The organism is Sedimentitalea arenosa (assembly GCF_016428585.1).
Taxonomy (GTDB): Bacteria; Pseudomonadota; Alphaproteobacteria; order Rhodobacterales; family Rhodobacteraceae; genus Sedimentitalea; species Sedimentitalea arenosa.
The window spans coordinates 550,630-572,150 of the sequence record NZ_JAELVR010000001.1 but is presented as its reverse complement, the minus strand read 5'-3'; the positions used below and the strand labels follow the sequence as shown (position 1 = coordinate 572,150).

Sequence of the window (21,521 nt, the reverse complement as noted above, 5' to 3'; positions counted from 1 at the left end):
TTTCCCTGACAGAGCGGTGTTCCATGTCCCTGCCCGAACGTGACCTTCGCCGGTTCCTGACCTCGGTCCACCCCTATGACAGTCTCGCATCCGAGGTCCTCGACGACCTCGCACCCAAGTTCCACGCCCTGAGCCTTGCCGCGGGCGACCCCGTCTACAGCTTCGGCGAACCGCTCGATGGCCTCTACCTCGTTCATGATGGCGAGATCGAGGTGCGCGACGAGAACGACATCCCCGTTTCGATCCTCGGCAGCCGCAACTCCTTCGGCGAACGCGGCCTGACCCGCGACGGACGCGCCGTGACCTCGGCCCGTGCCAGCGCCGACTCGCTGCTCCTGATGCTGCCCAAGGCGGAGTTCGACGCGCTGATGGCCTCCGAACCCGGCGTCGCCCGGTTCTTCGACCGCCGCCACGGCAGCGCACGGCGCGGCAGCGACCTCGCCACCAGCCGGGTCGAAAGCTTCATGGCCGCCCAGCCCGTCACCTGCACCGCCGACGCCACCGCCCAGGAGGCGGCGCGACTGATGCGCGACAACCGCATCTCCTCGCTCTGCGTGACCGAGGGCGAGACCCTTGCCGGCATCCTCACCACCCGCGACCTGTCGGGCAAGGTGCTGGCCGAAGCACTGCCGCCCGCGACCCCGGTCGCGCGGATCATGACCCCCGCCCCGTTCACCCTGTCGCCCGACTCCATCGGCTCGGACGTGCTGCACGCGATGATGGAAAACCGCATCGGCCATATCCCGATCGTGCAGGGCGGCCGGCTCGTCGGTATCGTGACCCAGACCGACCTGACCCGCTTTCAGGCGGTCAGCTCGGCCGAGATGGTCAGCGCGATCGCCCGCGCCGACAGCGCCGCTGAGATGGCAAAGGTCACCGCCGAGATCCCCCGCCTGCTGGTGCAGCTGGTCGCCGGCGGCAACCGGCACGAGATCGTCACCCGCCTGATCACCGACATCGCCGACACCGTGACCCGCCGCCTGCTGAAACTGGCCGAGGCCCAGCTTGGCCCGCCGCCCGTGCCCTATCTCTGGCTCGCCTGCGGCAGCCAGGGCCGGCAGGAACAGACCGGTGTCTCGGACCAGGACAACTGCCTGTTTCTGGACGATGCCGTGACCGAGGCGCAGATGCCCTATTTCCACGACCTCGCGAAATTCGTCAGCGACGGGCTCGACACTTGCGGCTATTTCTACTGCCCCGGCGACATGATGGCCACGAACCCGCGCTGGTGCCAGCCGGTGTCGGTCTGGAAGAGCTATTTCGACGGCTGGATCGCCAAGCCCAATCCCGAAGCGCAGATGCTGGCCAGCGTGATGTTCGACCTGCGCCCGATCGGCGGCGAGATATCCCTCTTCGGCGACCTGCACAAGAGCACGCTGAAGGCCGCCAGCCGAAATTCCATCTTCGTTGCGCACATGGTCAGCAACTCGCTGAAACACACGCCGCCGCTGGGGCTGCTGCGGGGCTTCGCCACGATCCGCTCGGGCGAGCATCGCAACACGCTCGACCTCAAGCTGAACGGCGTGGTGCCGGTGGTTGATCTGGGCCGCATCTACGCGCTGCAGGGGCAACTGGCCGAAACCAACACCCGCGCCCGGCTGACCGCGGCGCAGGACAGCGGCGTGGTGTCGAAATCCGGTGCCCGCGACCTGCTGGACGCCTACGACCTGATCGCCGAGACCCGGCTGAATCACCAGGTCGCACTGGTCAATTCCGGTCAGGCACCGAACAATTTCCTGGCCCCCAGCGATCTGTCGGACTTTGAGCGAAGTCATCTGCGCGACGCCTTCGTCGTGGTAAAGACGATGCAATCGGCGATCGGCCATGGCCGCAACATGCTGAGCTGAGGAAAGGCCGCTACCGGGTGTGGAGGACACCCGGCCTGCGGTCCGGCAAACGGAAGACGCGGGCCGCGGGTCCGCGAGGGAGGACAGGCGATGTTTCTGGAACTGATCGGAACGGTGTTCGCCGGTATCGCGATGGCGGGCGTGGTGATGCTGCTCAACCGCATGACCGGCGGCCGCCTGCCGCGCTGGGTCGGCCCGGTCGCCGCCGGTCTCGCGATGATCGGCGTGACGATCTCGATGGAATACAGCTGGTATGACCGCACCACCGCCAGCCTGCCCGATGGCGTCGTGGTCGCGCAGTCGGTCGAAAAGACCAGTTTCTACCAGCCCTGGACCAAGATCGCGCCCTATGTCCATCGCTTCGTGGCGGTCGACCAGCTGTCGATCCAGCGCAACCCGGATCTGCCCGACCAGCGGATCCTCGATCTCTATTTCTTCGGCCGCTGGGCGCCGATGAACCGGGTGCCGGTGCTGATGGATTGCGCGACGCCACGCATGGCGACACTGGCCGACGGGGTCGAGTTCGACGATTCCGGTGCCGTGATCGACCCGCGCTGGATCGCGCTCGAGAGCGACGACGAGGTGCTGCGCGCCGTCTGCGAGGTGGCGTGATGTTCACGCAGCTCAGCCTCCGCCTTCGTATTTTCCTCTTCTTCAGCCTGCTGGCGGTCGGCGGGCTCGCCGTGACGGCCGCCGCGCTGACGATCGGATATCACCGCGCCGACGCGCCCGAGATGCTGGACGCCTTCGTCTTCTCGGGCCTTCTGACCGGGTTCGCGCTGCTCGCGATGGTCGCCGGTGTCTGGCTGCTCTTTGACGAGAACGTCGCCAAGCCGATCGAACGGCTGGCCTCGGAGATGCGCGCGCGCGCCCATGCCGGCGTGCAGGGCGATCTCGACCTCTCCGCGGCGCGCTATCTCGGCGACCTGGCCCCCGCGGCGCAGGCGGTGGCGGGTCAGCTCAGCCAGTCCGCACTCGGCACCGCCGAACGGGTCGCCGCCGAAACCGCGCGGCTGGCGGCGGAAAAGGACCGTCTGACCGCGCTGCTGACCGAGATCCCGATGGCGATGGCGATCCTGAACCCGGATCATCGCATCGTGCTCTACGATGGACAGGCGGCGGCGGTGCTGGCCCAGATCGCCCACCCGCGCCTGCACGCTTCGCTGTTCGACTATCTGGACCCCGAACCGATCAAGGCCGCCTATGGCGAGCTGCAGCGCACCGGCAAGGAGGTCCGCTGCACCGCGCGCGGCACCGGGGGCCAGCAGAGCTATGACTTGCGTCTGAAACCCCTCGGCGCGGCGCCCGGCTACATGCTGATCTTCGACGCTAGCGAGGCGCAGATCGCGCCCGACGCGGCGCGCCCGCTGGTCTATGATTTCGACCTGCTCGACACGCCCGGCGACGCCGTGTTCGAGGAGCGCGCCCTGTCCGATCTCTGCTTCGTAGTCTTCGACACCGAAACCACGGGCCTCCTGCCCCACAAGGACGAGATCGTGCAGATCGGCGCGGTGCGGGTGCTGCGCGGCCGGATCATCGAGGGCGAGACGCTGGACATGCTGGTCGATCCGGGCATCCCGATCCCGCCGGCGTCGAGCCGGGTGCACAAGGTCACCGATGCGATGGTCGCCGGTGCCCCCGGCATCGCCGAGGCCGGGCGCAGCTTCCACCACTTCGCCCGCGACTCGGTCATCGTGGCCCACAACGCGCCCTTCGACATGGCCTTCCTGCGCCGCCACGCCACGGCGATGGGGGTGACCTGGGATCACCCGATCCTCGATACGGTGCTGGTCTCGGCCGTGGTGTTCGGCGCTTCCGAAACGCATACGCTGGATGCGCTCTGCGACCGGCTCGGCGTGACCATCCCCGAGGCGCTGCGCCATACCGCGCTGGGGGATGCGCGGGCCACCGCCGAGGTGCTCTGCAAGCTGCTGCCGATGCTGCAGGCGCGCGGCATGCGCACCTTCGGCGACGTGATCGCCGAGACGCGAAAGCACGGCCGGCTGCTCGAAGACCTGAACTGATCGCTTGCCCTCGCGCCGCGCGGCCATACCTGTTGGCGGCACGGGGCAACAGGCAACAGGACGGACGATGCTGTACAGGTCATCGCATCATGGACAATCCGCGGCGGACATGGCACGCAGCGCGCAACCGGAACCAACGCGCAGGCCCATGACCGAAACCGTTTTCATTCCCGGCCCGGACACCGCCCGGGCCTATCGGGACGCGCTCGGACGCTTCGGCACCGGGATCACCGTGATCACGACCCAAACCGCCGACGGGCCACTGGCGATGACGGCGAATTCCTTCGCCTCCGTGTCGCTCGACCCGCCGCTGGTCCTGTGGTGCGCCGCCAAGAAATCCCAGCGCTACCGCGCCTTCACCGAGGCCGCGACCTACGCGATCCACATCCTCGCCGAGGACCAGCGCCCGCTGGCCGAACATTTCGCCCGCTCCGGGCTGGAGTTCGACGCGATCGACTGGCACCGGAGCGACACCGGCCTGCCGGTGCTGGGGGGCTGTATCGCCCGCTTCGAATGCCGCCGCAGCGCGCTGCATGACGCGGGCGACCACACGATCATCGTGGGAGAGGTCGAACGCGCCGCCCTGCGGTCCGGGCGCGGCCTGCTGCACAAGGGCGGACAATACGGCACCTTCGCGCCGCGCGGCTGAGTCCCTACTCGTCCAGCGAGCCGTGGATCGCGAATTGCTCGATCCCCGCCGCCTGCGCCTCGATGGTGCGGTAGGCTTCCCTCACACCCGCCTCGGTCAGCTCACGCGACACGGTGAGCAGCGTGTTGGGATCATGGTCCTCGCACAACTCCGCCATCTGCGCGATCTCCTCGCGGGCGACTCCCAACGCGGCCTCGACCGAGGGCGCGCCATAGACATCCACGAAATGCGCCGCCAGCGCCTGCGCCAGCGCCTCGATCTCGGCCGGCTCGACCTGGGTGACGGCGACGAAGGTCACCCGCCCGAAGGTCTCGACGCCCAGCCAGCCATTTGCGAAGGCCTGCCGCGCTTTGCCGGTCAGGTCGGCCTCGGACCAGTTCGAAAATTCGAAGCCGCCGGAAATGCACCACTCGCCGGTTCGCGCCGGAGAATGGAACACGTTCATGTCGCTCTCGTCGAAATGGATCGCCCGCGCCAGTTTCATCGTGTCTCTCCCACAAGGCTGCTCATCGGCACGAGATGCGTGGTCTCGGAGTCGCGGATCAGCATCCCGAAGCGGTCGTCCACACCCAGGAACGTGCCGGAGTGGCCGCCGCGCTCCACCGGCGCGCCGACCCCGGTCAGAAGCCCCATCCACTCGGCATGGACCGGCGCGTTGCCGTCCTCCTCCCAGCGGTTGATCCAGACCAGCATGTGCCGCGCCCAGCTCTCCAGCAGCTCGACCGCGTCCAGCTCGGCGCAACCCTCGTCGCGCAGCGCGGTGATGTCGAGCGTCAGGCCGGGATCGGCCTCGGTCTGGATCAGTGGCACCTCGATCCCCACCACCAGCCAGTCGGGCACCGCGTCGGGCGCGTCCTGCGCCGCCGTAACCCGCATCCGCCCGCAGCGCGCACCGTTCACCCGGATGCCGCCCTCCCAGGTCAGATGCACCGCGACCTCGGGCGGGGCCAGCGCGCCCAGAGCGTTCTGAAAGCCGATACCGCAGACCGGCAGCATCGCCATCGCCTGCTCCAGCACCACCTCGGGCGCAAACACCGCTGCCATGCGCATCCGGTCGACGCGCAGATCGTGCACCACCGTGCCACCGTCACACCCCAGCGCGGCCATGGCGCAGGCCTTCTCGAACGGGTCCTCGCCCGGCACCACCGCGACGCCGGTCAGAAGCGGCGGAAAGGTCGGTGCGGCGCTCACGCCAGCCCCTTGGCGATCAGGTTGCGCGCCACGTGGCGAAAGGCGGTCGCCTGGGCGCTGTCGGGCTTGCTGACGACGATCGGCGCGCCCCCGTCGGCCGCCAGCCTTATGTCCAGGTGCAGCGGGATCTCGGCCAGGAGCGGCACGCCCAGTTTCTCGGCCTCGGCGACCACGCCGCCATGGCCGAAGACATGCTCCTCATGGCCGCAGTTCGAGCAGATATGGGTCGACATGTTCTCGATCATGCCGACGATCGGGGTCTTCATCTGGTTGAACATGTCGATGCCCTTGCGGGCATCCAGCAGCGCCACGTCCTGCGGCGTGCTGACGATGATCGCGCCATCGACCGCGAATTTCTGCGTCAGGGTCAGCTGCACGTCACCGGTGCCCGGCGGCAGGTCGATCAGCAGCACGTCGAGCGCGCCCCACTGCACCTGCATCATCATCTGCTGCAGCGCGCCCATCAGCATCGGGCCGCGCCAGACCACCGCCTGGTCGTCATTGGTCATCAGCCCCAGCGACATCATGGTGACGCCGTGGTTGCGCATCGGCAGGATGGTCTTGCCGTCCGGGCTGGCCGGACGCCCCGACACGCCCAGCATCCGCGGCTGGCTGGGGCCGTAGACATCCGCATCCAGCAATCCCACGCGACGCCCCTCGGCGGCCAGCGCACAGGCCAGGTTGGCGGAAACCGTCGACTTGCCCACCCCGCCCTTGCCGCTGGCGATGGCGATGATCCGGTCGACACCGGGCACGCTCTGCGGGCCCTGCGGTTCCGCCTTGCGCGCAGGCTTCAACTCCGGCGGCGCCTTCTGGGAGTGCGCCGTCATCAGCGCCGAGACGTTCTGAATGCCCGCCAGCGCCTTTACGCGGGCCTCCGCGTCGGCACGCACCGGCTCCATCGCCTTGGCCCGCGCCGGATCGACCTCCAGCACGAAGCGCACCGCGCCGTCCTCGACGGACAGGGCGCGCACCATGCCGGCGGCCACGATGTCCTGCCCGCTGGCCGGGTCAACGACCTGCTTCAGTTCCGCCAGAACCGCATCCCGTGTCGCCATGGCTCAGTCGGATCCTTTGATGGTCCCGGTCACCACATGTTCCAGATCGAGCCCCGGAATGGTCAGCACCGCCTTGACCTCGAAGGGTTTGCCGCCGGTATCGCCGGCCTCGCGCAGCGCATCCTCGATGGCCTGCTGGCTGGTCACGCCGACCTGCTTCAGGAACTTGCGCATCGACATGTTGTAATCATCGCTCATCTGTCTCTCCCTGGTCCTTGACCGTTCAATCCAATTGACGCCGCGCGGATGCGCCTTCTACTCTGGCCACATGCGCGCGTTGCTTGTTTGCATCTTTCTCGTGCTGAACGCCAGCCCCGCGACCGCTCGCGACGCGGTCGGACTGGCCGCGCCCGAAAAGGTGCGCGACAGCGGCCTGCTCGACCATATCCTGCCGCGCTTCTCTCTCAAGACCGCGATCCGCGTCTTGTCCGATCCGGACGGTCCGATGCGGCTCGGCGCGGACGGCGACGGCATTCCGGTGTTCCGCCGCGACGGTGTCACCTACCGGCTCGAAACCGACGACAGCCCCGAACAGGTCCGGTTCCGCGACTGGATGCTGTCGGAGATCGGCAAGACCACGATCGAAAGCTTCCAGCCCGACGGGGCCGCGCCCTTCATCGCGCGGTTCGATCCCACGCCCGAGGCCGACACGGCGGCCATCGAGGGCAACGCACGGCGCGGCGCGGACCTGTCGCTGACGCTCTGCGGGCGCTGCCACGTGATCGGGCCGCAGAACCGGATGAAGGGGCTGGGCTCCACCCCGTCCTTCGCTGTGCTGCGCAGCCTCGGCGACTGGCTCGCGCGGTTCCGGGAATTCTACGTGCGCAAGCCGCACGGGGCCTTCACCCAGGTCGCCGAGGTGACGCCGCCCTTCGATCCCGAACGGCCCTCGCCGATCGTCCCGATCGAGATGACGCTGGCCGATCTCGATGCGATCATCGCCTTCGTGTCGACCACCGCCGCCGCCGATCTCGGAGCGCCGCTGCAAACTCAGTGATCCCGGCGCTTGGAGAAATAGTCCTCGCTCGTGCGCACCCGCGGACGGTCGCCGCCCTGGAACGGGTTGTCGGTCCGGGCGAACTGCGCGTTGACGCGGCAATTGTCGCACATCTGGATCATCCGCGCCTGGTCGGAACTTGCAAACATCGGGTGACTTCCCGCCAGCTTCTCCATGATCCGCTCGACGGTCGATTTCACCCCGAAGAGCGCACCGCATTCGATGCAGGCGAAAGGCTCCTCCTCGTTCAGCACCCGCTGGCCGAGCGCCGCGTCGCTCAGGTCGAACTGCGGCTTCAGCGTGATCGCGGTCTCCGGGCAGATCGTCGCGCAGATGCCGCATTGCAAGCAGGCATCCTCCTGGAACCGCAGCTGCGGCATGTCCGGGTTGTCGATCAAAGCCCCGGACGGGCAGAGCGACACGCAGGACAGGCACAGGGTGCAGGCGTCGGTATCCACCAGCACCGCGCCATAGGGCGCGCCCTCGGGCAAGGGCAGCGGCACCTCCGCCTGCGGGTTCAGCGCCTGGGCCGACAGCCGCGCGATCTGACGCCGGTTGCCCATCGGCAGGACCGGGTCGGACAAGGGAGCGTCGGCGTGCGCATCATAGAGCCTGTCGCTCATCAGGTCCGGGTCGGTTTCCTCCAGCAGCGCCAGCTTGCCCGGACCGGCGATCGCCGTCGCCAGCGCCAGTTCCCGCTCCAGCGCCTCGCGCTCGGTCGTCGGCGCCAGCAGCACCGTGACAGCGGCGAACCCATGCGCCAGCCCCGCCAGCATCTCCGCATGGCCGAAGCCCGAGATCACGTCGAGTTCGAGCGGGATCACGTCCCCCGGCAGGCCGCGCCCGAACCGCGCCGCCAGCCGGATCATCTCGGCCCCGTGCGCGTCATGCACCAGCAGGCGCGGTGCCGCGCCGCCCGCCGCGCGGAAGCTGCGCGCCAGAACCTCCATCCGCCGCAGCAGCTGCGCCACCGGCGGATCGTCATAGGTGATCGCGGTCGACGGGCACAGCGCCGCGCAGGCGCCGCAGCCGGCGCAGACCATCGGGTCGATCGCCACGTGATCGCCGGCCGGCGTGATCGCCCCGGTCGGGCAGATGTCCAGGCAATTACTGCAGCCGACCTGGTCGGCGCGGGAATGGGCGCAAAGGCTCTCTTCCAGCCGCACATAGAGCGGTTTCTCGAACGTCCCGACCAGCCGGACCGCCTCGAAGGCCAGCCGCGCCACCGCCAGGGGATCGCGCGGATCGGCCCGCAGGTAGCCCTCGCGCTTCTGCGGCGCGGGCACCAGCGCCGGCTGCCCCGACAGGTCGATCACGATATCGCAGGCCGACTGACCGCCATCGCGCGGCGGCTGGGTGGTGAACGCGCCCCGCCCACCCGGCTGCACCTGCTCCAGCGCGTCGATCGTCACCTCGAACCCGCCAAGCGCCCCCGAGACCCGCTTCAGGCGCCCGCGCAGGGCGTCAAAGCCACGGTCCGTCGGCAGGTCGGCCCCGTCGGTGATCAGCGCCGTCACCGCCAGATCCCCGGACAGCTGTGCGGCCAGCGGCAGCACCGCCGCGCCCGGCCCGAAGATCAGGCACACGCCCTCGGACACCACGTCCACCGCCTGCGCCGGGCGCACCTGCACCAGCGCCTCGGCGGCCAGCGCCGCCATCTTGGGCGTGGCATCGACGCCCGCCTCGGTCCAGCCCGCCCGGTCGCGCAGATCGACGAAGCCCGGCGCCTCGACCCCCAGCTCCTCTGCCAGATCGGTGAAGATCGCGCGCTCCTGCTGGCAGGCGATGATCGCCTCGCCCGCGCCGAGCGCCTTGACGGCGGATTCGATCTGGCTGGTGCAGAGCGCCGAATGCACGCGCGAACACGCCAGGCCCGACGCCTCCGATATCCGCGCCGGATCGAGCGTCTGGCTGCCCATGCAATCACACAGAATCAAGGCTTTGGACATGACCGCTCCTCCCGATTGGTGGCGCACCCTAGGCGGCCCCCGGGGCGAGGTAAAGCCGGCCAGCGTGGCGAATCAAGCCCGGCGGCACGGATCGACACCGGAACAAAGATACATCTGGGTCACATAATTACTCCGCGCGCGCCTGTCAAAATCCGGTTTTCTACGACTTTGGTAGACGAAAGCATACAATTCACCCCGGTACACCCTTGGCGGCTCGCGGAAACTGTCTCATACTCCTGACAATCCGGGCACGCTCGACTGGGGAGGACACGTGGCCCAATCCAAGGGTACTGAAATCTACATGCCCCTCGGGGTGGTGGTGAGAAAGACGCCCGGCGTGACCCGCTGGGCGCGCTGGAACTGGACGGCCGTCGCGGTTCTGCCCGGTGCCGGCCCCGTCGACTGGTCCGAACTGCGCTGCGAGGCCGATGCGGTCGAATACCACGCCGCGACCCTGCCCCTCACGCTCTACGCCGCCGATGCCGAGGCCTACCGCGCCAACCTGTCCGACCGGGTGCCGTCGATCTACGTCATCCTGCGGGACGAGCCCGACGATCCGAACCCGCTCTCCGTCCATCTCGTGACCGCCTCGCCCTACGAAGGCCAGGACTACGCCGACAACGGCGAGGACATCGTCGAGAAGGTGCCGATGCCCGAGGGGCTGATCGCCTGGGTGCGCGACTTCACCCTCGCCCATCACGAGATCGAGGATTTCATCAAGCGCCGCCGCGACAAGAAACGCGTCGACCTGCAGGAGGACGGCAAGGGCGACGCGCGCATCCGCCAGCCATCCGACGTCTACCGCGCGCCCGGACGGGTGCTGCAATGAGCGGGGGCCGCGATTTCTGGTCCAGCCGCCGCGCTGCGGTGCGCGCCGAGGAGGAGGCCGCGCGGGCCGCTGCCGCCGCCAGCGCCGCCGAGGCCGAACGGGCCGAGATCGAGGCCCGCGACGATGCCGAAATCCTGGCCGAGCTCGACCTGCCTGACCCCGATCAGCTGCAACCGGGCGACGACATCCGTGCCTTCATGTCCAAGGCCGTGCCCGACCGCCTGCGCCGCCGCGCGCTGCGCCGCCTGTGGCGGCTCAACCCGGTGCTGGCCAATGTCGACGGGCTGGTCGACTATGGCGAGGATTTCACCGACAGCGCCACCGTGATCGAGAACCTGCAGACCGCCTACCAGGTCGGCAAGGGCATGCTGGCCCATGTCGAGGAGATGGCGCGCCAGGCCGAGGCCCGCGACGCCCCCGAGCCCGTCGAGGACGCCCCCGAAGACGCCGAGGACCCGCCCGAGATCGCCGAGCTGGCGCCGCAAGACACCGCCACGCCCGATCCCGACCCCGCCTTCAGCCCAGATACCGCCGATCCGCAAGACGATGCCCCGGCCCTGCCGATGCCGCGCCGGATGCGCTTCGCCTTCGACACCGACACCCCCCGGAGCGCCTGAATGACCCAGACCGCCGAAATCGACCAGGACGTGACGCCCGAAGACCGGATGCGCGCCGATTTCTACAACTTCCTCGGCCTGACGCTGGCCGGGCCGCCGACCCAGATGGCGCTCGACCAGATCGCCGGCCTCTCCGGTGACGACAGCCCGCTGGGCGAAGCGGTCAAGGGCATGGCGCGGGTCGCGAAGGTGACCAAGCCCGCCGCCGCCGAACGCGAGTTCAACGCGCTCTTCATCGGGCTCGGGCGCGGCGAATTGCTGCCCTATGCCAGCTACTACCTGACCGGCTTCCTGAACGAAAAGCCGCTGGCGCAGCTGCGCAGCGACATGGCCGCGCGCGGCATCACCCGCGCCGCCAATGTCTATGAACCCGAAGACAACATCGCCTCGCTGATGGAAATGATGGGCGGCATGATCGCCGGCCGCTTCGGCAAACCGGCGACGCTGACAGACCAGAAGCTGTTCTGGTCGCGCCATATCGGCCCCTGGGCCGGTCACTTCTTCTCGGATTTGGAAGCCGCCGAAAACTCGGTGCTCTATGCCTCGGTCGGCACCGCCGGCCGGATCTTCATGGACATCGAACGCGACGGCTTTCGGATGACGGCGGATTAACTCCGCCCCTCACCGCCCTGTTATATCAGGGCAAACTGCGAAACGGACAAAGGAGACATCCGATGAGCACACCCCAGGAAGACGGCCCTTCGCGCCGCAATTTCCTGAAGCTTGCGACGACCGCGGCCCCCGCCGCGATAGCCGCAGCCGCCCTGGGCGGGACCAAGGCCGAGGCGGCAGCGCTTCCGGTCGACGAGACCCGCATCCAGGACACCGCGCACACCCGCGCCTATCTCGACTCCGCCCGGTTCTGACCCCGGACGCAGTCACCCCCCGGATGACGGTTGCGTGACGCCCTGACCCCGGTTGCCATAACCCACCTCGCCAGCCGGTGCATGCCGGCCAGCACGGAAGGAAACGAAACATGCTTAGGAAAAAGACCAACGGGGTTGCGCGACGCCCCCAGCGGACCAGTATCCTGTCTGACATCGCCGGGAAATCCGTCGATCGCCGCGCGTTCCTGCGCGGCTCTGGCCTGGCCATCGGTGGCCTCGCCGCAATCAGCGCCACGGGCGGCACCGTCGCCCCCGCCAACGCCCAGACCGCGGCCGACAGCGCCGTTCAGACCGTCAAGTCGGTCTGCACCCACTGCTCGGTCGGCTGTACCGTCATCGCCGAAGTGCAGAACGGCGTCTGGACCGGGCAGGAACCCGGCTGGGACAGCCCGTTCAACCTCGGCGCCCATTGCGCCAAGGGCGCCGCGGTGCGCGAACACGCCCATGGCGAACGCCGCCTCAAGTACCCGATGAAGAAAGAGGGCGGCGAGTGGAAGCGCATCAGCTGGGAACAGGCGATCAACGAGATCGGCGAAGGCATGATGCAGATCCGCGAGGAAAGCGGACCTGACAGCGTCTACTGGCTCGGCTCGGCCAAGCACAACAACGAACAGGCCTACCTGTTCCGCAAGTTCGCCGCCTACTGGGGCACCAACAACGTCGACCACCAGGCGCGGATCTGTCACTCGACCACCGTTGCGGGCGTTGCGAACACATGGGGCTACGGCGCCATGACCAACAGCTACAACGACATCCACAACTCCAAGGCCGTGTTCATCATCGGCGGCAACCCCGCCGAGGCGCACCCGGTCTCGCTGCTGCACCTGTTGAAGGCCAAGGAGCAGAACAACGCCCCGGTGATCGTGTGCGACCCGCGCTTCACCCGCACCGCGGCCCATGCCGACGAATACGTCCGCTTCCGGCCCGGCACCGACGTGGCGCTGGTCTGGGGCATCCTCTGGCACATCTTCGACAACGGCTGGGAGGACCAGGAGTTCATCCGCACCCGCGTCTGGGGCATGGACCAGATCCGGGACGAGGTCGCCAAGTGGACCCCCGAGGAAGTCGAGCGCGTCACCGGCGCGCCGGGCAGCCAGCTCAAGCGCGTGGCGCGCACGCTGGCCAACAACCGTCCCGGCACCGTGATCTGGTGCATGGGCGGCACCCAGCACACCAACGGCAACAACAACACCCGCGCCTACTGCATCCTGCAGCTCGCGCTGGGCAACATGGGCACGTCCGGCGGCGGCACCAACATCTTCCGCGGCCATGACAACGTGCAGGGCGCCACCGACCTCGGCGTGCTGTCCCACACCCTGCCCGGCTACTACGGCCTGTCCAAGGGCGCCTGGGGCCACTGGTCGCGCGTCTGGGGCGAAGACCCGGAATGGCTCGCCGGCCAGTTCGACACCATCAAGGACAAGGATGGCAAGGACAAGCCGCTGCAGAACCTGACCGGCATCCCGGTCAGCCGCTGGATCGACGGCGTCCTGGAAGACCCGGAGAACATGGACCAGCCCAACAAGGTCCGGGCGATGGTGCTCTGGGGGCACGCTCCGAATTCGCAGACGCGGATGAAGGAGATGAAGACCGCGATGGAGAAGCTCGACATGCTCGTCGTGATCGATCCCTTCCCGACGGTCTCGGCGGTGCTGCACGACCGCACCGACGGCGTCTACCTGCTGCCGGCGGCCACCCAGTTCGAAACCCGCGGCTCGGTCACGGCGTCGAACCGGTCGCTCCAGTGGCGTGACAAGATCATGGACCCGCTGTTTGAGTCCAAGACCGACCACGAGATCATCGGCCTCTTCGCCAACAAGTTCGGATTCGCCGACAGGTTCTTCCGCAACATCGAGATGGAGGACGAGAACACCCCCAACATCGAAAGCGTGACCCGCGAATTCAACAGCGGCATGTGGACGGTGGGCTATACCGGCCAGAGCCCCGAGCGGCTCAAGCTGCACATGGCCAACCAGCACACGTTCGACAGGACGACGCTGCAGGCGGTGGGCGGTCCCGCGGATGGCGACTATTACGGCCTGCCGTGGCCCTGCTGGGGCACGCCCGAGATGAACCACCCGGGCACGCCGAACCTCTATGACATGTCCAAGCCGGTGGCCGAAGGCGGTCTGACCTTCCGCGCCCGTTTCGGCGTGGAACGCGATGGCGACAACCTGCTGGCCGAGGGCGTCTATTCGGTAGGCTCCGAGATCCAGGACGGATACCCGGAATTCACCTACCAGATGCTCAAGGACCTGGGCTGGCACACCGACCTGACGGACGAGGAGAAACGCGGCATCGCCCGCGGTGCGTCGCTCGAAGGGTTCAAGGAAGTCGGCGAGGCGGGCATGTCGCCCTTCCCCTCGGACTATGACGACCGGGTGGCCGCGGTGAACTGGAAGACCGACCTCTCGGGCGGCATCCAGCGCGTCGCGATCAAGCATGGCTGCGCGCCCTTCGGCAACGCCAAGGCCCGCGCCGTGGTCTGGACCTTCCCCGACCCGGTGCCTATCCATCGCGAACCGCTCTACACCAACCGTCGCGATCTGGTCGCGGACTATCCCACATACGAGGACCGGCACGCCTATCGCCTGCCGACCATGTATGCCTCGATCCAGAAGAACGACTTCTCCAAGGACTACCCGATCATCCTGACCTCGGGGCGCCTTGTGGAATACGAGGGCGGCGGCGACGAGACCCGCTCCAACCCCTGGCTGGCCGAACTTCAGCAGGACATGTTCGTCGAGATCAACACCCGCGATGCCAACAACCTCGGCATCCGGGACGGCGCGCAGGTCTGGGTCGAAGGACCCGAAGGCGGCAAGGTCAAGGTGATGGCCATGGTCACCGAACGGGTCGGCGCGGGGGTGGCCTTCATGCCCTTCCACTTCGGCGGCCATTTCGAGGGCCAGGACCAGCGGAGCAAGTATCCCGCCGGGGCCGACCCCTACGTGCTGGGCGAAAGCACCAACACCGCCCAGACCTATGGCTATGACTCAGTAACCCAGATGCAGGAGACCAAAGCCACTCTCTGCAAGATCTGGGCCGCATAAGGGAGCACGATCAATGGCAAGAGCAAAGTTTCTTTGCGACGCAGAGCGCTGCATCGAATGCAATGCCTGCGTGACGGCCTGCAAGAACGAACATGAGGTGCCATGGGGCATCAACCGCCGCCGCGTGGTGACCATCAACGATGGCAGCCCCGGCGAACGGTCGATTTCCGTTGCCTGCATGCATTGTTCCGATGCGCCGTGCATGGCGGTCTGTCCGACGGACTGTTTCTACCAGAACGAGGAAGGCGTGGTGCTGCACAGCAAGGACCTGTGCATCGGCTGCGGCTACTGCTTCTACGCGTGCCCCTTCGGTGCGCCGCAGTTTCCGCAGGCGGGCAACTTCGGCAGCCGCGGCAAGATGGACAAGTGCACCTTCTGCGCCGGCGGCCCCGAGGAAAACCACTCCACGGCCGAGTTCGCCAAGTACGGGCGCAACCGCATCGCCGAAGGCAAGCTGCCGATCTGCGCCGAGATGTGCTCGACCAAGGCGCTTCTGGCCGGTGACGGCGACGTGGTGTCCGCGATCTACCGCGAACGCGTCGTCGCCCGGGGCTTCGGCTCGGGCGCCTGGGGCTGGGGCAGCGCCTACGGCAAACAGGACGGCTGACGCCGCCTGACCACCCTGACCGGGGCGGCCCGACCCATCGGGCCGCCCCCCTTCTCTATTCCAGACGGGGCTTCACGACATGCTGCGTGCCTTGCTTGCACTTCTCCTCACGTTGACCTTCACGACCGCCGCGCTGGCGCAGGAGGCCGCCGCTCCGGCAGCGCCCGGCGACCCCCGCGCGGCCACCGGCGGCGCGACCACGCTCGAAGACATCATGGCCCGCCAGCGCGGCGAAAAGGTCGACATGTCGCACCGCGCGCAAGGCAATACCGGGGACGGGGCCGCCGCCATCGCAGCGCAGCTGGGCACCCTGGGCGGGGCGTCCGACAGCGAAGTCTTCCGCGCCCTGCGCTACGGCACCGCCGATGTCACCACCTCCAGCCGCAGCCCCGCCTCCGAGGTGCTGATCCAGGATCGCGGCATGTGGTGGCTCGAATTCCGCAAGGGCCCGCTGGCCACCTACGGCGCCTGGCTGCTGGGCGGCACTCTGATCGCGTTGGCGCTGTTCTACCTGCTGCGCGGCAGGATCCGCATCGACGGCCCCAAGACCGGCCGAACCATCCTGCGCTTCACCTCCTTTGAACGTTTCGGCCACTGGCTCTTCGCCGGCAGCTTCCTCGTGCTCGGGGTGACCGGCCTGATCGTGCTCTTCGGGCGCATGGTCCTGATCCCGCTGCTGGGGCCGCAGGCCTTCTCGACGATGGCCGTCGCCTCCAAGTGGGTGCACAACAACGTCGCCTGGGCCTTCATGGTCGGCCTCGTGATCATCATCGTCAACTGGACCGTTCACAACATTCCCAACCGGCACGACCTGAAATGGCTCGCCGTCGGCGGCGGGCTGTTCTCCAAGAACGTCCACCCCCCGGCCAAGAAGTTCAACGCGGGGCAGAAGATGATCTTCTGGGGCTGCGTCGTGCTGGGGCTGTCGATCAGCGCCTCGGGCCTGTCGCTGCTGTTCCCCTTCGAGCTGCCGATGTTCGCCAAGACCTTCACCCTGCTCAACGACATCGGCGCGCCGGGCTGGGTCGGGCTCGCCCCCCTGCCCGAACAGCTCGCCCCGCACGAGGAAATGCAGTTCTCCCAGCTCTGGCACACCATCGTCGCCTTCATCTTCATGGCGATGATCTTCGCCCATATCTATCTCGGCAGTGTTGGCATGGAGGGCGCCTTCGACGCCATGGGCAGCGGCGAGGTCGAGGAACAATGGGCGCGCGAGCACCACGGCCTCTGGGTCGAGGAGATCAAGCAGAAGGAAGCCGCCCGCGCCGGCACCGCGACGAGTCCCGCCGAATAAAGCCATGCGCCACGCCCTGCTTCTCTGCCTCCTGCTCGCCCCGGCGGTTCCGGACGCGCAGGAGTTCTTCACCCTCAAGGGCCACGGCGGCCCGATCATGGGCATCGGCGTCGCACCGGACGGGCAGATCGCCACCGCCAGCTTCGACAACTCGGTCGGGCTGTGGAGCGACGGAACCCCCGCATGGCAGGAGGGCCACGAGGCCGCCGTCAACGCGGTGCTCTTCACCGGGTCCGGGCTGGTCTCGGCAGGCGACGACTACACCATCCGCCGCTGGCCCGGCGGCGCGGTGATCGGCGCCCACAAGGGCAAGGTCATGGGCCTTGCCGTCGCACCCGGCCTCATCGCCTCGGCCAGCTGGGACGGCACGATCGGGCTCTGGCCGCTCGACGGCGGGCCGCCGCGCCTGCTCGAGGGGCACGAATCGGGCGTCAATGCCGTCGCCTTCTCCGCCGATCACGCGACGCTCTACTCCGCCAGCAGCGACGGCACCCTGCGCGTCTGGGACGTGGCCAGCGGAGCCGAGTCCCGGATGCTCCTGCGCCACGGCTTCGGCATCAACCGCATCGCCCTGCATCCCGACGCCGGCTGGCTCGCCTATGGCGCGGTCGACGGGGTCACCCGGGTCATCGATGTCGAAACCGGCGCCCCGCTCACCGATTTCACCCTCGAACGCCGCCCCATCCTGGCGCTTGCCCTCTCGCCCGATGGCGACCTGCTCGCGGTCGGCGACGGCGAGGGCTACATCATGGTGATCGACACCGCCACCTGGTCCATCGCCCGCGATTTCCGCGCCACCCTGCGCGGCCCGGTCTGGGCGCTGGCCTTCTCGCCGAACGGGCAGAACATCCACGCCGGCGGTCTCGATGACGCGATGTACAGCTGGCCGGTGGCGACGCTGGACGAACACGGCCAGATGACCACCGGCGAACGCAGCTTCCTGCGCGCCCCCGAAGAGATGGAGAACGGCGAACGCCAGTTCCAGCGCAAGTGCTCGATCTGCCACAGCCTGACCCCCGGCAGCGCACGGCGCGCCGGGCCCAGCCTGCATGGCATCTTCGGCCGCCCCGCCGGGGCCGAAACCGACTACCTCTACTCCGACACGCTTACCAACGCCGACATCGTCTGGACCGAAACCAGCATAAACGCGCTTTTCGATCTCGGCCCGGACCACTACATTCCCGGCAGCAAGATGCCGATGCAGCGCATCACCGACCCGCAAGACCGCGCCGACCTGATCGCATTCCTGCGCCAGGCCACCGCCGCCAAGGAGCCGACCGAATGAAAGCCATGTGGACCGCCTTCGCCGCCATGATCGTCATCTCCGTCATGGCCTGGTACGGGCTCGGCGCGCTCGGCTTCACCGCCGCGGACCGCGCCAGCAGCCCCGCCTCGGTCCGGCTGGACTGATCGCGCCCGCCGCGCCTCCGCACCTGCCCGCTCCACCGGGCCATCCCTGACCTCCAGACGGAAAAACGGCGCGACCCCCCGAAGGGACCGCGCCGCCATGTCACATCGCGATCAGGCTCAGTTCAGCGCCGCATCCGTGATCACATGGGTCCAGGCGCCTTCCGGCTCCTTGGTGATCACCGGGTCGGAACCACCGGCCAGCAGCGTGTCCACCGTGCGCTGGTAATCCGCCGGGTCCAGCGCCCCGTTGCTGCCCGAGGTCAGCTTGGCGATCTCGCCCATCATGCGGACCTGGTGCGCCTCGGTCTGCGCCCCGCTGGCGTCGTTGTCCAGCACGATCCCGGCCGCTTCCTCCGGATTCTCCTCGGCGTATTTCCAGCCCTTCATGCTGGCGCGCACGAAGCGGGTCATCTTGTCCACGAAGGCCGGGTCCTCGAGCTTCTCCTCCAGCACGTAGAGCCCGTCCTCCAGCGTCGCCACCCCCTGGTCCTCGTATTTGAAGGTGATCAGCTCCTCGGGTGCCACGCCGGCATCCAGAACCTGGCCATACTCGTTGTAGGTCATGGTCGAGATGCAATCCGACTGGCGCTGCAACAGAGGATCGACGTTGAAGCCCTGCTTCAGCACCTCGACACCGGTCTCGCTCTTGCCGTCGGTCGAAATCCCCAACTGGCTCATCCAGCTCATGAAAGGAAACTCGTTGCCGAAGAACCAGACCCCCAGCGTCCGGTTGGCCAGGTCGGCGGGCGCCTCGATCCCGACATCCGCCCAGCAGGTCAGCATCATGCCCGAACTCTTGAACGGCTGCGCGATGTTGACCAGCGGCAACCCCTTCTCGCGCGCCGCCAGCGCCGCGGGCATCCATTCGACCGTGACATCGGCGCCCCCGCCCGCGATCACCTGCGTCGGCGCAATATCGGGCCCGCCGGGCAGGATCGTCACGTCCAGCCCCTCTTCCTCGTAGAACCCCTTGTCCAGCGCCACGTAATAGCCACCGAACTGCGCCTGGGTCACCCATTTCAGCTGCAGCTTCACCTCGTCCGCCGCCAGCGCCGGCAGCGCCCCCAGCGTAAGGGCCAGCGCGGCTCCCGTCATCACCTTCTTCATTGCATCACTCCTTGTTGGTTGCTGTGTGTCGTTTGTTGTTGCCCGGCCACGCCGGGATCCATCCCTCAACTCCGCTGCGACGGGTGCCAGAAGGTCACCGCCTTCTCGACAAGCGCCACGCCGCCATAGAACACCGACCCGGCCACCGCCGCCACGACAATCTCGGCCCAGACCATGTCCAGCGCAAGCTGCCCGACGCTGGTCGAGATGCGAAACCCCATGCCCACGGTCGGAGAGCCGAAGAATTCGGCAACGATCGCCCCGACCAGCGCCAGCGTGGTGGCGATCTTCAGCCCGTTGAACACGAAGGGCATCGCCGCCGGCAGCCGCAGCTTCCAGAAGGCCTGCCAGTAGCTCGCCGCGTAGGTGTCCATCAGGTCGCGCTGCATCGCCGTGGTCTCGCGCAGGCCCGCCACCGTGTTGACCAGCACCGGGAAGAACACCATCACCACCACGACCGCCGCCTTGCTCTGCCAGTCGAACCCGAACCACATCACCAGGATCGGCGCGGTCCCCACGATCGGCAGCGCGGCGACGAAATTGCCCACCGGCAGCAGCCCCCGACGCAGGAAATCGCTGCGGTCCACCAGCACCGCCGTCACGAACGCGGCCGAGCAGCCGATCACGTAGCCGCTCAACGCGCCCTTCACGATGGTCTGCACGAAATCCGCCCAGAGCACCGGCAGGCTGGTCGCGAACCGCGCCGCGATCACGCTCGGCGCGGGCAGGATGACCATCGGCACCTCCAGCCCCCGCACCAGCAGTTCCCACACCACCAGGATCGTCGCGCCGAAGATCAGCGGCACCGCCAGGCCCACCGCCCGGGTCTGCGCCCATGGCCCCTCCGCCAGGCGCACGTTGATCCACCAGCCCAGCCCCCAGGCCAGGACGGCCAACGCCACGAGGCTCATCCTGCCCGCCCCCCCGGCTTCATCTTCGGCGAAATACTCCGGGGGAGTCGCGCAGCGACGGGGGCTGGCCCCCGCATGTCCCAGGCCCGCCTCATGCCATGCCCATCCGCTTCAGCACCAGCCGCTCCAGCAGGCCCAGCAGCCCGACCAGAACCGCCGCCAGGATCGCCGCGGCGAACAGCGCCGCCCAGATCTGCACCGTCTGCCCGTAATAACTGCCCGCCAGCAGCCGCGCCCCCAGCCCCGCAACGGCCCCGGTCGGCAACTCGCCGACGATGGCACCGACCAGCGAGGCGGCGATACCGATCTTCAGCGAGGCAAAGAGATAGGGCATCGAGGCCGGCAACCTCAGCTTCCACAGGATCTGCCCGGTGCTGGCATTGTAGGTGCGCAACAGGTCCAGCTGCATCGCGTCCGGACTGCGCAGCCCCTTCACCATCCCGACCACCACCGGGAAGAAGCTCAGATAGGCCGAGATCACCGCCTTGGGCAGGATCCCCTGCACCCCGATCGAATACAGCACCACGATGATCATCGGCGCCAGCGCGATGATCGGAATGGTCTGGCTGACGATCGCCCAGGGCATCACGCTCATGTCCATCACCCGCGACTGCACGATCCCCACCGCCAGCAGGATACCCAGCCCGGTGCCGATGGCAAACCCCAGCAGGGTGGCGCTCAGGGTGATCCAGGCGTGATGCACCAGGCTGCGCTTGCTGGTGATCTTCTTCATCACCGTGGTGTCCCACAATTCCACGGCGACCTGGTGCGGCGCCGGCAGCCGCGGCCGCTCCTGCGCCCAGGTGGCCGGAATCGCGAACCCGTTCTGCGCGACCAGCCCGATCTCGGACATGTCCCGCCGCTCCGCCGCCCCGGGCGGCACCACCTCCGCCCCGGCGCGCTCGGCTTCGGTCAGCACGCCCTTGATGTTCATCGGAACGCAAGCCGCGTACCACGAAACGAGGATCACCGCGACCACCGCCAGGATCGGCAGCACCGACCTCACGGCGTGGCTCCCATCGCCCGGTCACCGGCTGCATCCGCGTCTGCACGCGGTATGCACGCGGTATGCACGCCTGGCACACCCTCCC

The 21,521-nt window shown here is 68.0% G+C and carries 22 protein-coding genes; 14 read left to right on the top strand and 8 right to left on the bottom strand.

Annotated features, from left to right (window positions below; genetic code table 11):
- Positions 1–23 precede the first annotated feature (23 nt).
- From JF290_RS02720 to JF290_RS02705, 4 genes are all read left to right on the top strand, one after another.
- Positions 24–1,847: a DUF294 nucleotidyltransferase-like domain-containing protein gene (locus JF290_RS02720; RefSeq protein WP_199023188.1), complete on the top strand. Its 1,824-nt coding sequence runs from the start codon at positions 24–26 to the stop codon at positions 1,845–1,847.
- 90 nt (positions 1,848–1,937) lie between these two features.
- A complete protein-coding gene (locus JF290_RS02715; protein WP_199023187.1) occupies positions 1,938–2,459 on the top strand; it encodes a hypothetical protein in 522 nt (173 codons plus the stop codon).
- Positions 2,459–3,871: a 3'-5' exonuclease gene (locus tag JF290_RS02710; RefSeq protein ID WP_199023186.1), complete on the top strand. Its 1,413-nt coding sequence runs from the start codon at positions 2,459–2,461 to the stop codon at positions 3,869–3,871. Before JF290_RS02715 ends, JF290_RS02710 begins: the two co-directional genes overlap by 1 nt.
- A 148-nt stretch (positions 3,872–4,019) precedes the next feature.
- Positions 4,020–4,520: a flavin reductase family protein gene (locus tag JF290_RS02705; protein ID WP_199023185.1), complete on the top strand. Its 501-nt coding sequence runs from the start codon at positions 4,020–4,022 to the stop codon at positions 4,518–4,520.
- Positions 4,521–4,524: 4 nt separating this feature from the next.
- Here the strand turns inward: JF290_RS02705 and JF290_RS02700 are convergent, their stop codons facing one another.
- Genes JF290_RS02700 through JF290_RS02685 form a run of 4 tightly spaced genes read right to left on the bottom strand, consistent with a single transcriptional unit; the run spans position 4,525 to position 6,967 of the window.
- A complete protein-coding gene (locus JF290_RS02700) occupies positions 4,525–5,004 on the bottom strand; it encodes a DUF6505 family protein (RefSeq protein WP_199023184.1) in 480 nt (159 codons plus the stop codon).
- Entirely contained in the window at positions 5,001–5,711 is a 711-nt protein-coding gene (locus JF290_RS02695) for a biotin/lipoate--protein ligase family protein (protein WP_199023183.1), read from the bottom strand. Before JF290_RS02695 ends, JF290_RS02700 begins: the two co-directional genes overlap by 4 nt.
- On the bottom strand, positions 5,708–6,769 hold the full coding sequence (locus tag JF290_RS02690) for an Mrp/NBP35 family ATP-binding protein (protein WP_199023182.1): 1,062 nt from the start codon (positions 6,767–6,769) through the stop codon (positions 5,708–5,710). The genes JF290_RS02695 and JF290_RS02690 overlap by 4 nt, the downstream gene beginning before the upstream one ends.
- 3 nt (positions 6,770–6,772) lie before the next feature.
- Positions 6,773–6,967 (bottom strand): DUF6494 family protein, encoded by a 195-nt coding sequence (locus JF290_RS02685; protein WP_199023181.1) that lies wholly within the window; start codon positions 6,965–6,967, stop codon positions 6,773–6,775.
- 70 nt (positions 6,968–7,037) lie between these two features.
- Between JF290_RS02685 and JF290_RS02680 the strand changes: the two genes are divergently transcribed.
- Positions 7,038–7,766 (top strand): hypothetical protein, encoded by a 729-nt coding sequence (locus tag JF290_RS02680; RefSeq protein ID WP_199023180.1) that lies wholly within the window; start codon positions 7,038–7,040, stop codon positions 7,764–7,766.
- Here JF290_RS02680 and JF290_RS02675 read toward each other — a convergent pair.
- The gene (locus JF290_RS02675; protein ID WP_199023179.1) at positions 7,760–9,715 is read right to left on the bottom strand and encodes a 4Fe-4S binding protein; all 1,956 of its coding nucleotides are present in this window, start codon (positions 9,713–9,715) and stop codon (positions 7,760–7,762) included. The two genes, JF290_RS02680 and JF290_RS02675, sit on opposite strands and share 7 nt — an antisense overlap.
- A 301-nt stretch (positions 9,716–10,016) precedes the next feature.
- On the opposite strand from JF290_RS02675, the gene JF290_RS02670 reads away from it, so the two are divergent.
- The 9 genes from JF290_RS02670 to JF290_RS19675 all read left to right on the top strand — a co-directional run bounded on the left by JF290_RS02670 (position 10,017) and on the right by JF290_RS19675 (position 18,412).
- On the top strand, positions 10,017–10,544 hold the full coding sequence (locus tag JF290_RS02670) for a DUF3305 domain-containing protein (RefSeq protein WP_199023236.1): 528 nt from the start codon (positions 10,017–10,019) through the stop codon (positions 10,542–10,544).
- On the top strand, positions 10,541–11,161 hold the full coding sequence (locus JF290_RS02665; protein ID WP_199023178.1) for a DUF3306 domain-containing protein: 621 nt from the start codon (positions 10,541–10,543) through the stop codon (positions 11,159–11,161). The genes JF290_RS02670 and JF290_RS02665 overlap by 4 nt, the downstream gene beginning before the upstream one ends.
- A complete protein-coding gene (locus JF290_RS02660) occupies positions 11,162–11,773 on the top strand; it encodes a TorD/DmsD family molecular chaperone (RefSeq protein WP_199023177.1) in 612 nt (203 codons plus the stop codon).
- 62 nt (positions 11,774–11,835) lie between these two features.
- Positions 11,836–12,027: a twin-arginine translocation signal domain-containing protein gene (locus JF290_RS02655; RefSeq protein ID WP_199023176.1), complete on the top strand. Its 192-nt coding sequence runs from the start codon at positions 11,836–11,838 to the stop codon at positions 12,025–12,027.
- Between the two features lie 110 nt (positions 12,028–12,137).
- Complete coding sequence (locus JF290_RS02650; RefSeq protein ID WP_199023175.1) at positions 12,138–15,101, top strand: formate dehydrogenase subunit alpha; 2,964 nt, start codon at positions 12,138–12,140, stop codon at positions 15,099–15,101.
- Positions 15,102–15,114: 13 nt separating this feature from the next.
- The gene (gene fdh3B / locus JF290_RS02645) at positions 15,115–15,708 is read left to right on the top strand and encodes a formate dehydrogenase FDH3 subunit beta (RefSeq protein ID WP_199023174.1); all 594 of its coding nucleotides are present in this window, start codon (positions 15,115–15,117) and stop codon (positions 15,706–15,708) included.
- Between the two features lie 79 nt (positions 15,709–15,787).
- Positions 15,788–17,002 (top strand): formate dehydrogenase subunit gamma, encoded by a 1,215-nt coding sequence (locus JF290_RS02640; RefSeq protein ID WP_199023173.1) that lies wholly within the window; start codon positions 15,788–15,790, stop codon positions 17,000–17,002.
- Positions 17,003–17,006: 4 nt separating this feature from the next.
- Entirely contained in the window at positions 17,007–18,287 is a 1,281-nt protein-coding gene (locus JF290_RS02635) for a c-type cytochrome (RefSeq protein WP_199023172.1), read from the top strand.
- Positions 18,284–18,412, top strand: coding sequence for a hypothetical protein (locus tag JF290_RS19675; protein WP_255625653.1), 129 nt, complete (start codon positions 18,284–18,286; stop codon positions 18,410–18,412). Before JF290_RS02635 ends, JF290_RS19675 begins: the two co-directional genes overlap by 4 nt.
- A 117-nt stretch (positions 18,413–18,529) precedes the next feature.
- On the opposite strand, the gene JF290_RS02630 is transcribed toward JF290_RS19675, so the two are convergent.
- The 3 genes from JF290_RS02630 to JF290_RS02620 form a co-directional block, all read right to left on the bottom strand.
- Positions 18,530–19,519, bottom strand: coding sequence for an ABC transporter substrate-binding protein (locus JF290_RS02630; RefSeq protein ID WP_199023171.1), 990 nt, complete (start codon positions 19,517–19,519; stop codon positions 18,530–18,532).
- Positions 19,520–19,584: 65 nt separating this feature from the next.
- Positions 19,585–20,430, bottom strand: coding sequence for an ABC transporter permease (locus JF290_RS02625; RefSeq protein WP_199023170.1), 846 nt, complete (start codon positions 20,428–20,430; stop codon positions 19,585–19,587).
- 91 nt (positions 20,431–20,521) lie between these two features.
- Positions 20,522–21,436 carry an ABC transporter permease gene (locus JF290_RS02620; protein ID WP_199023169.1) on the bottom strand — a complete coding sequence of 305 codons (915 nt, stop codon included), beginning with the start codon at positions 21,434–21,436 and terminating at the stop codon, positions 20,522–20,524.
- Positions 21,437–21,521: the final 85 nt, after the last annotated feature.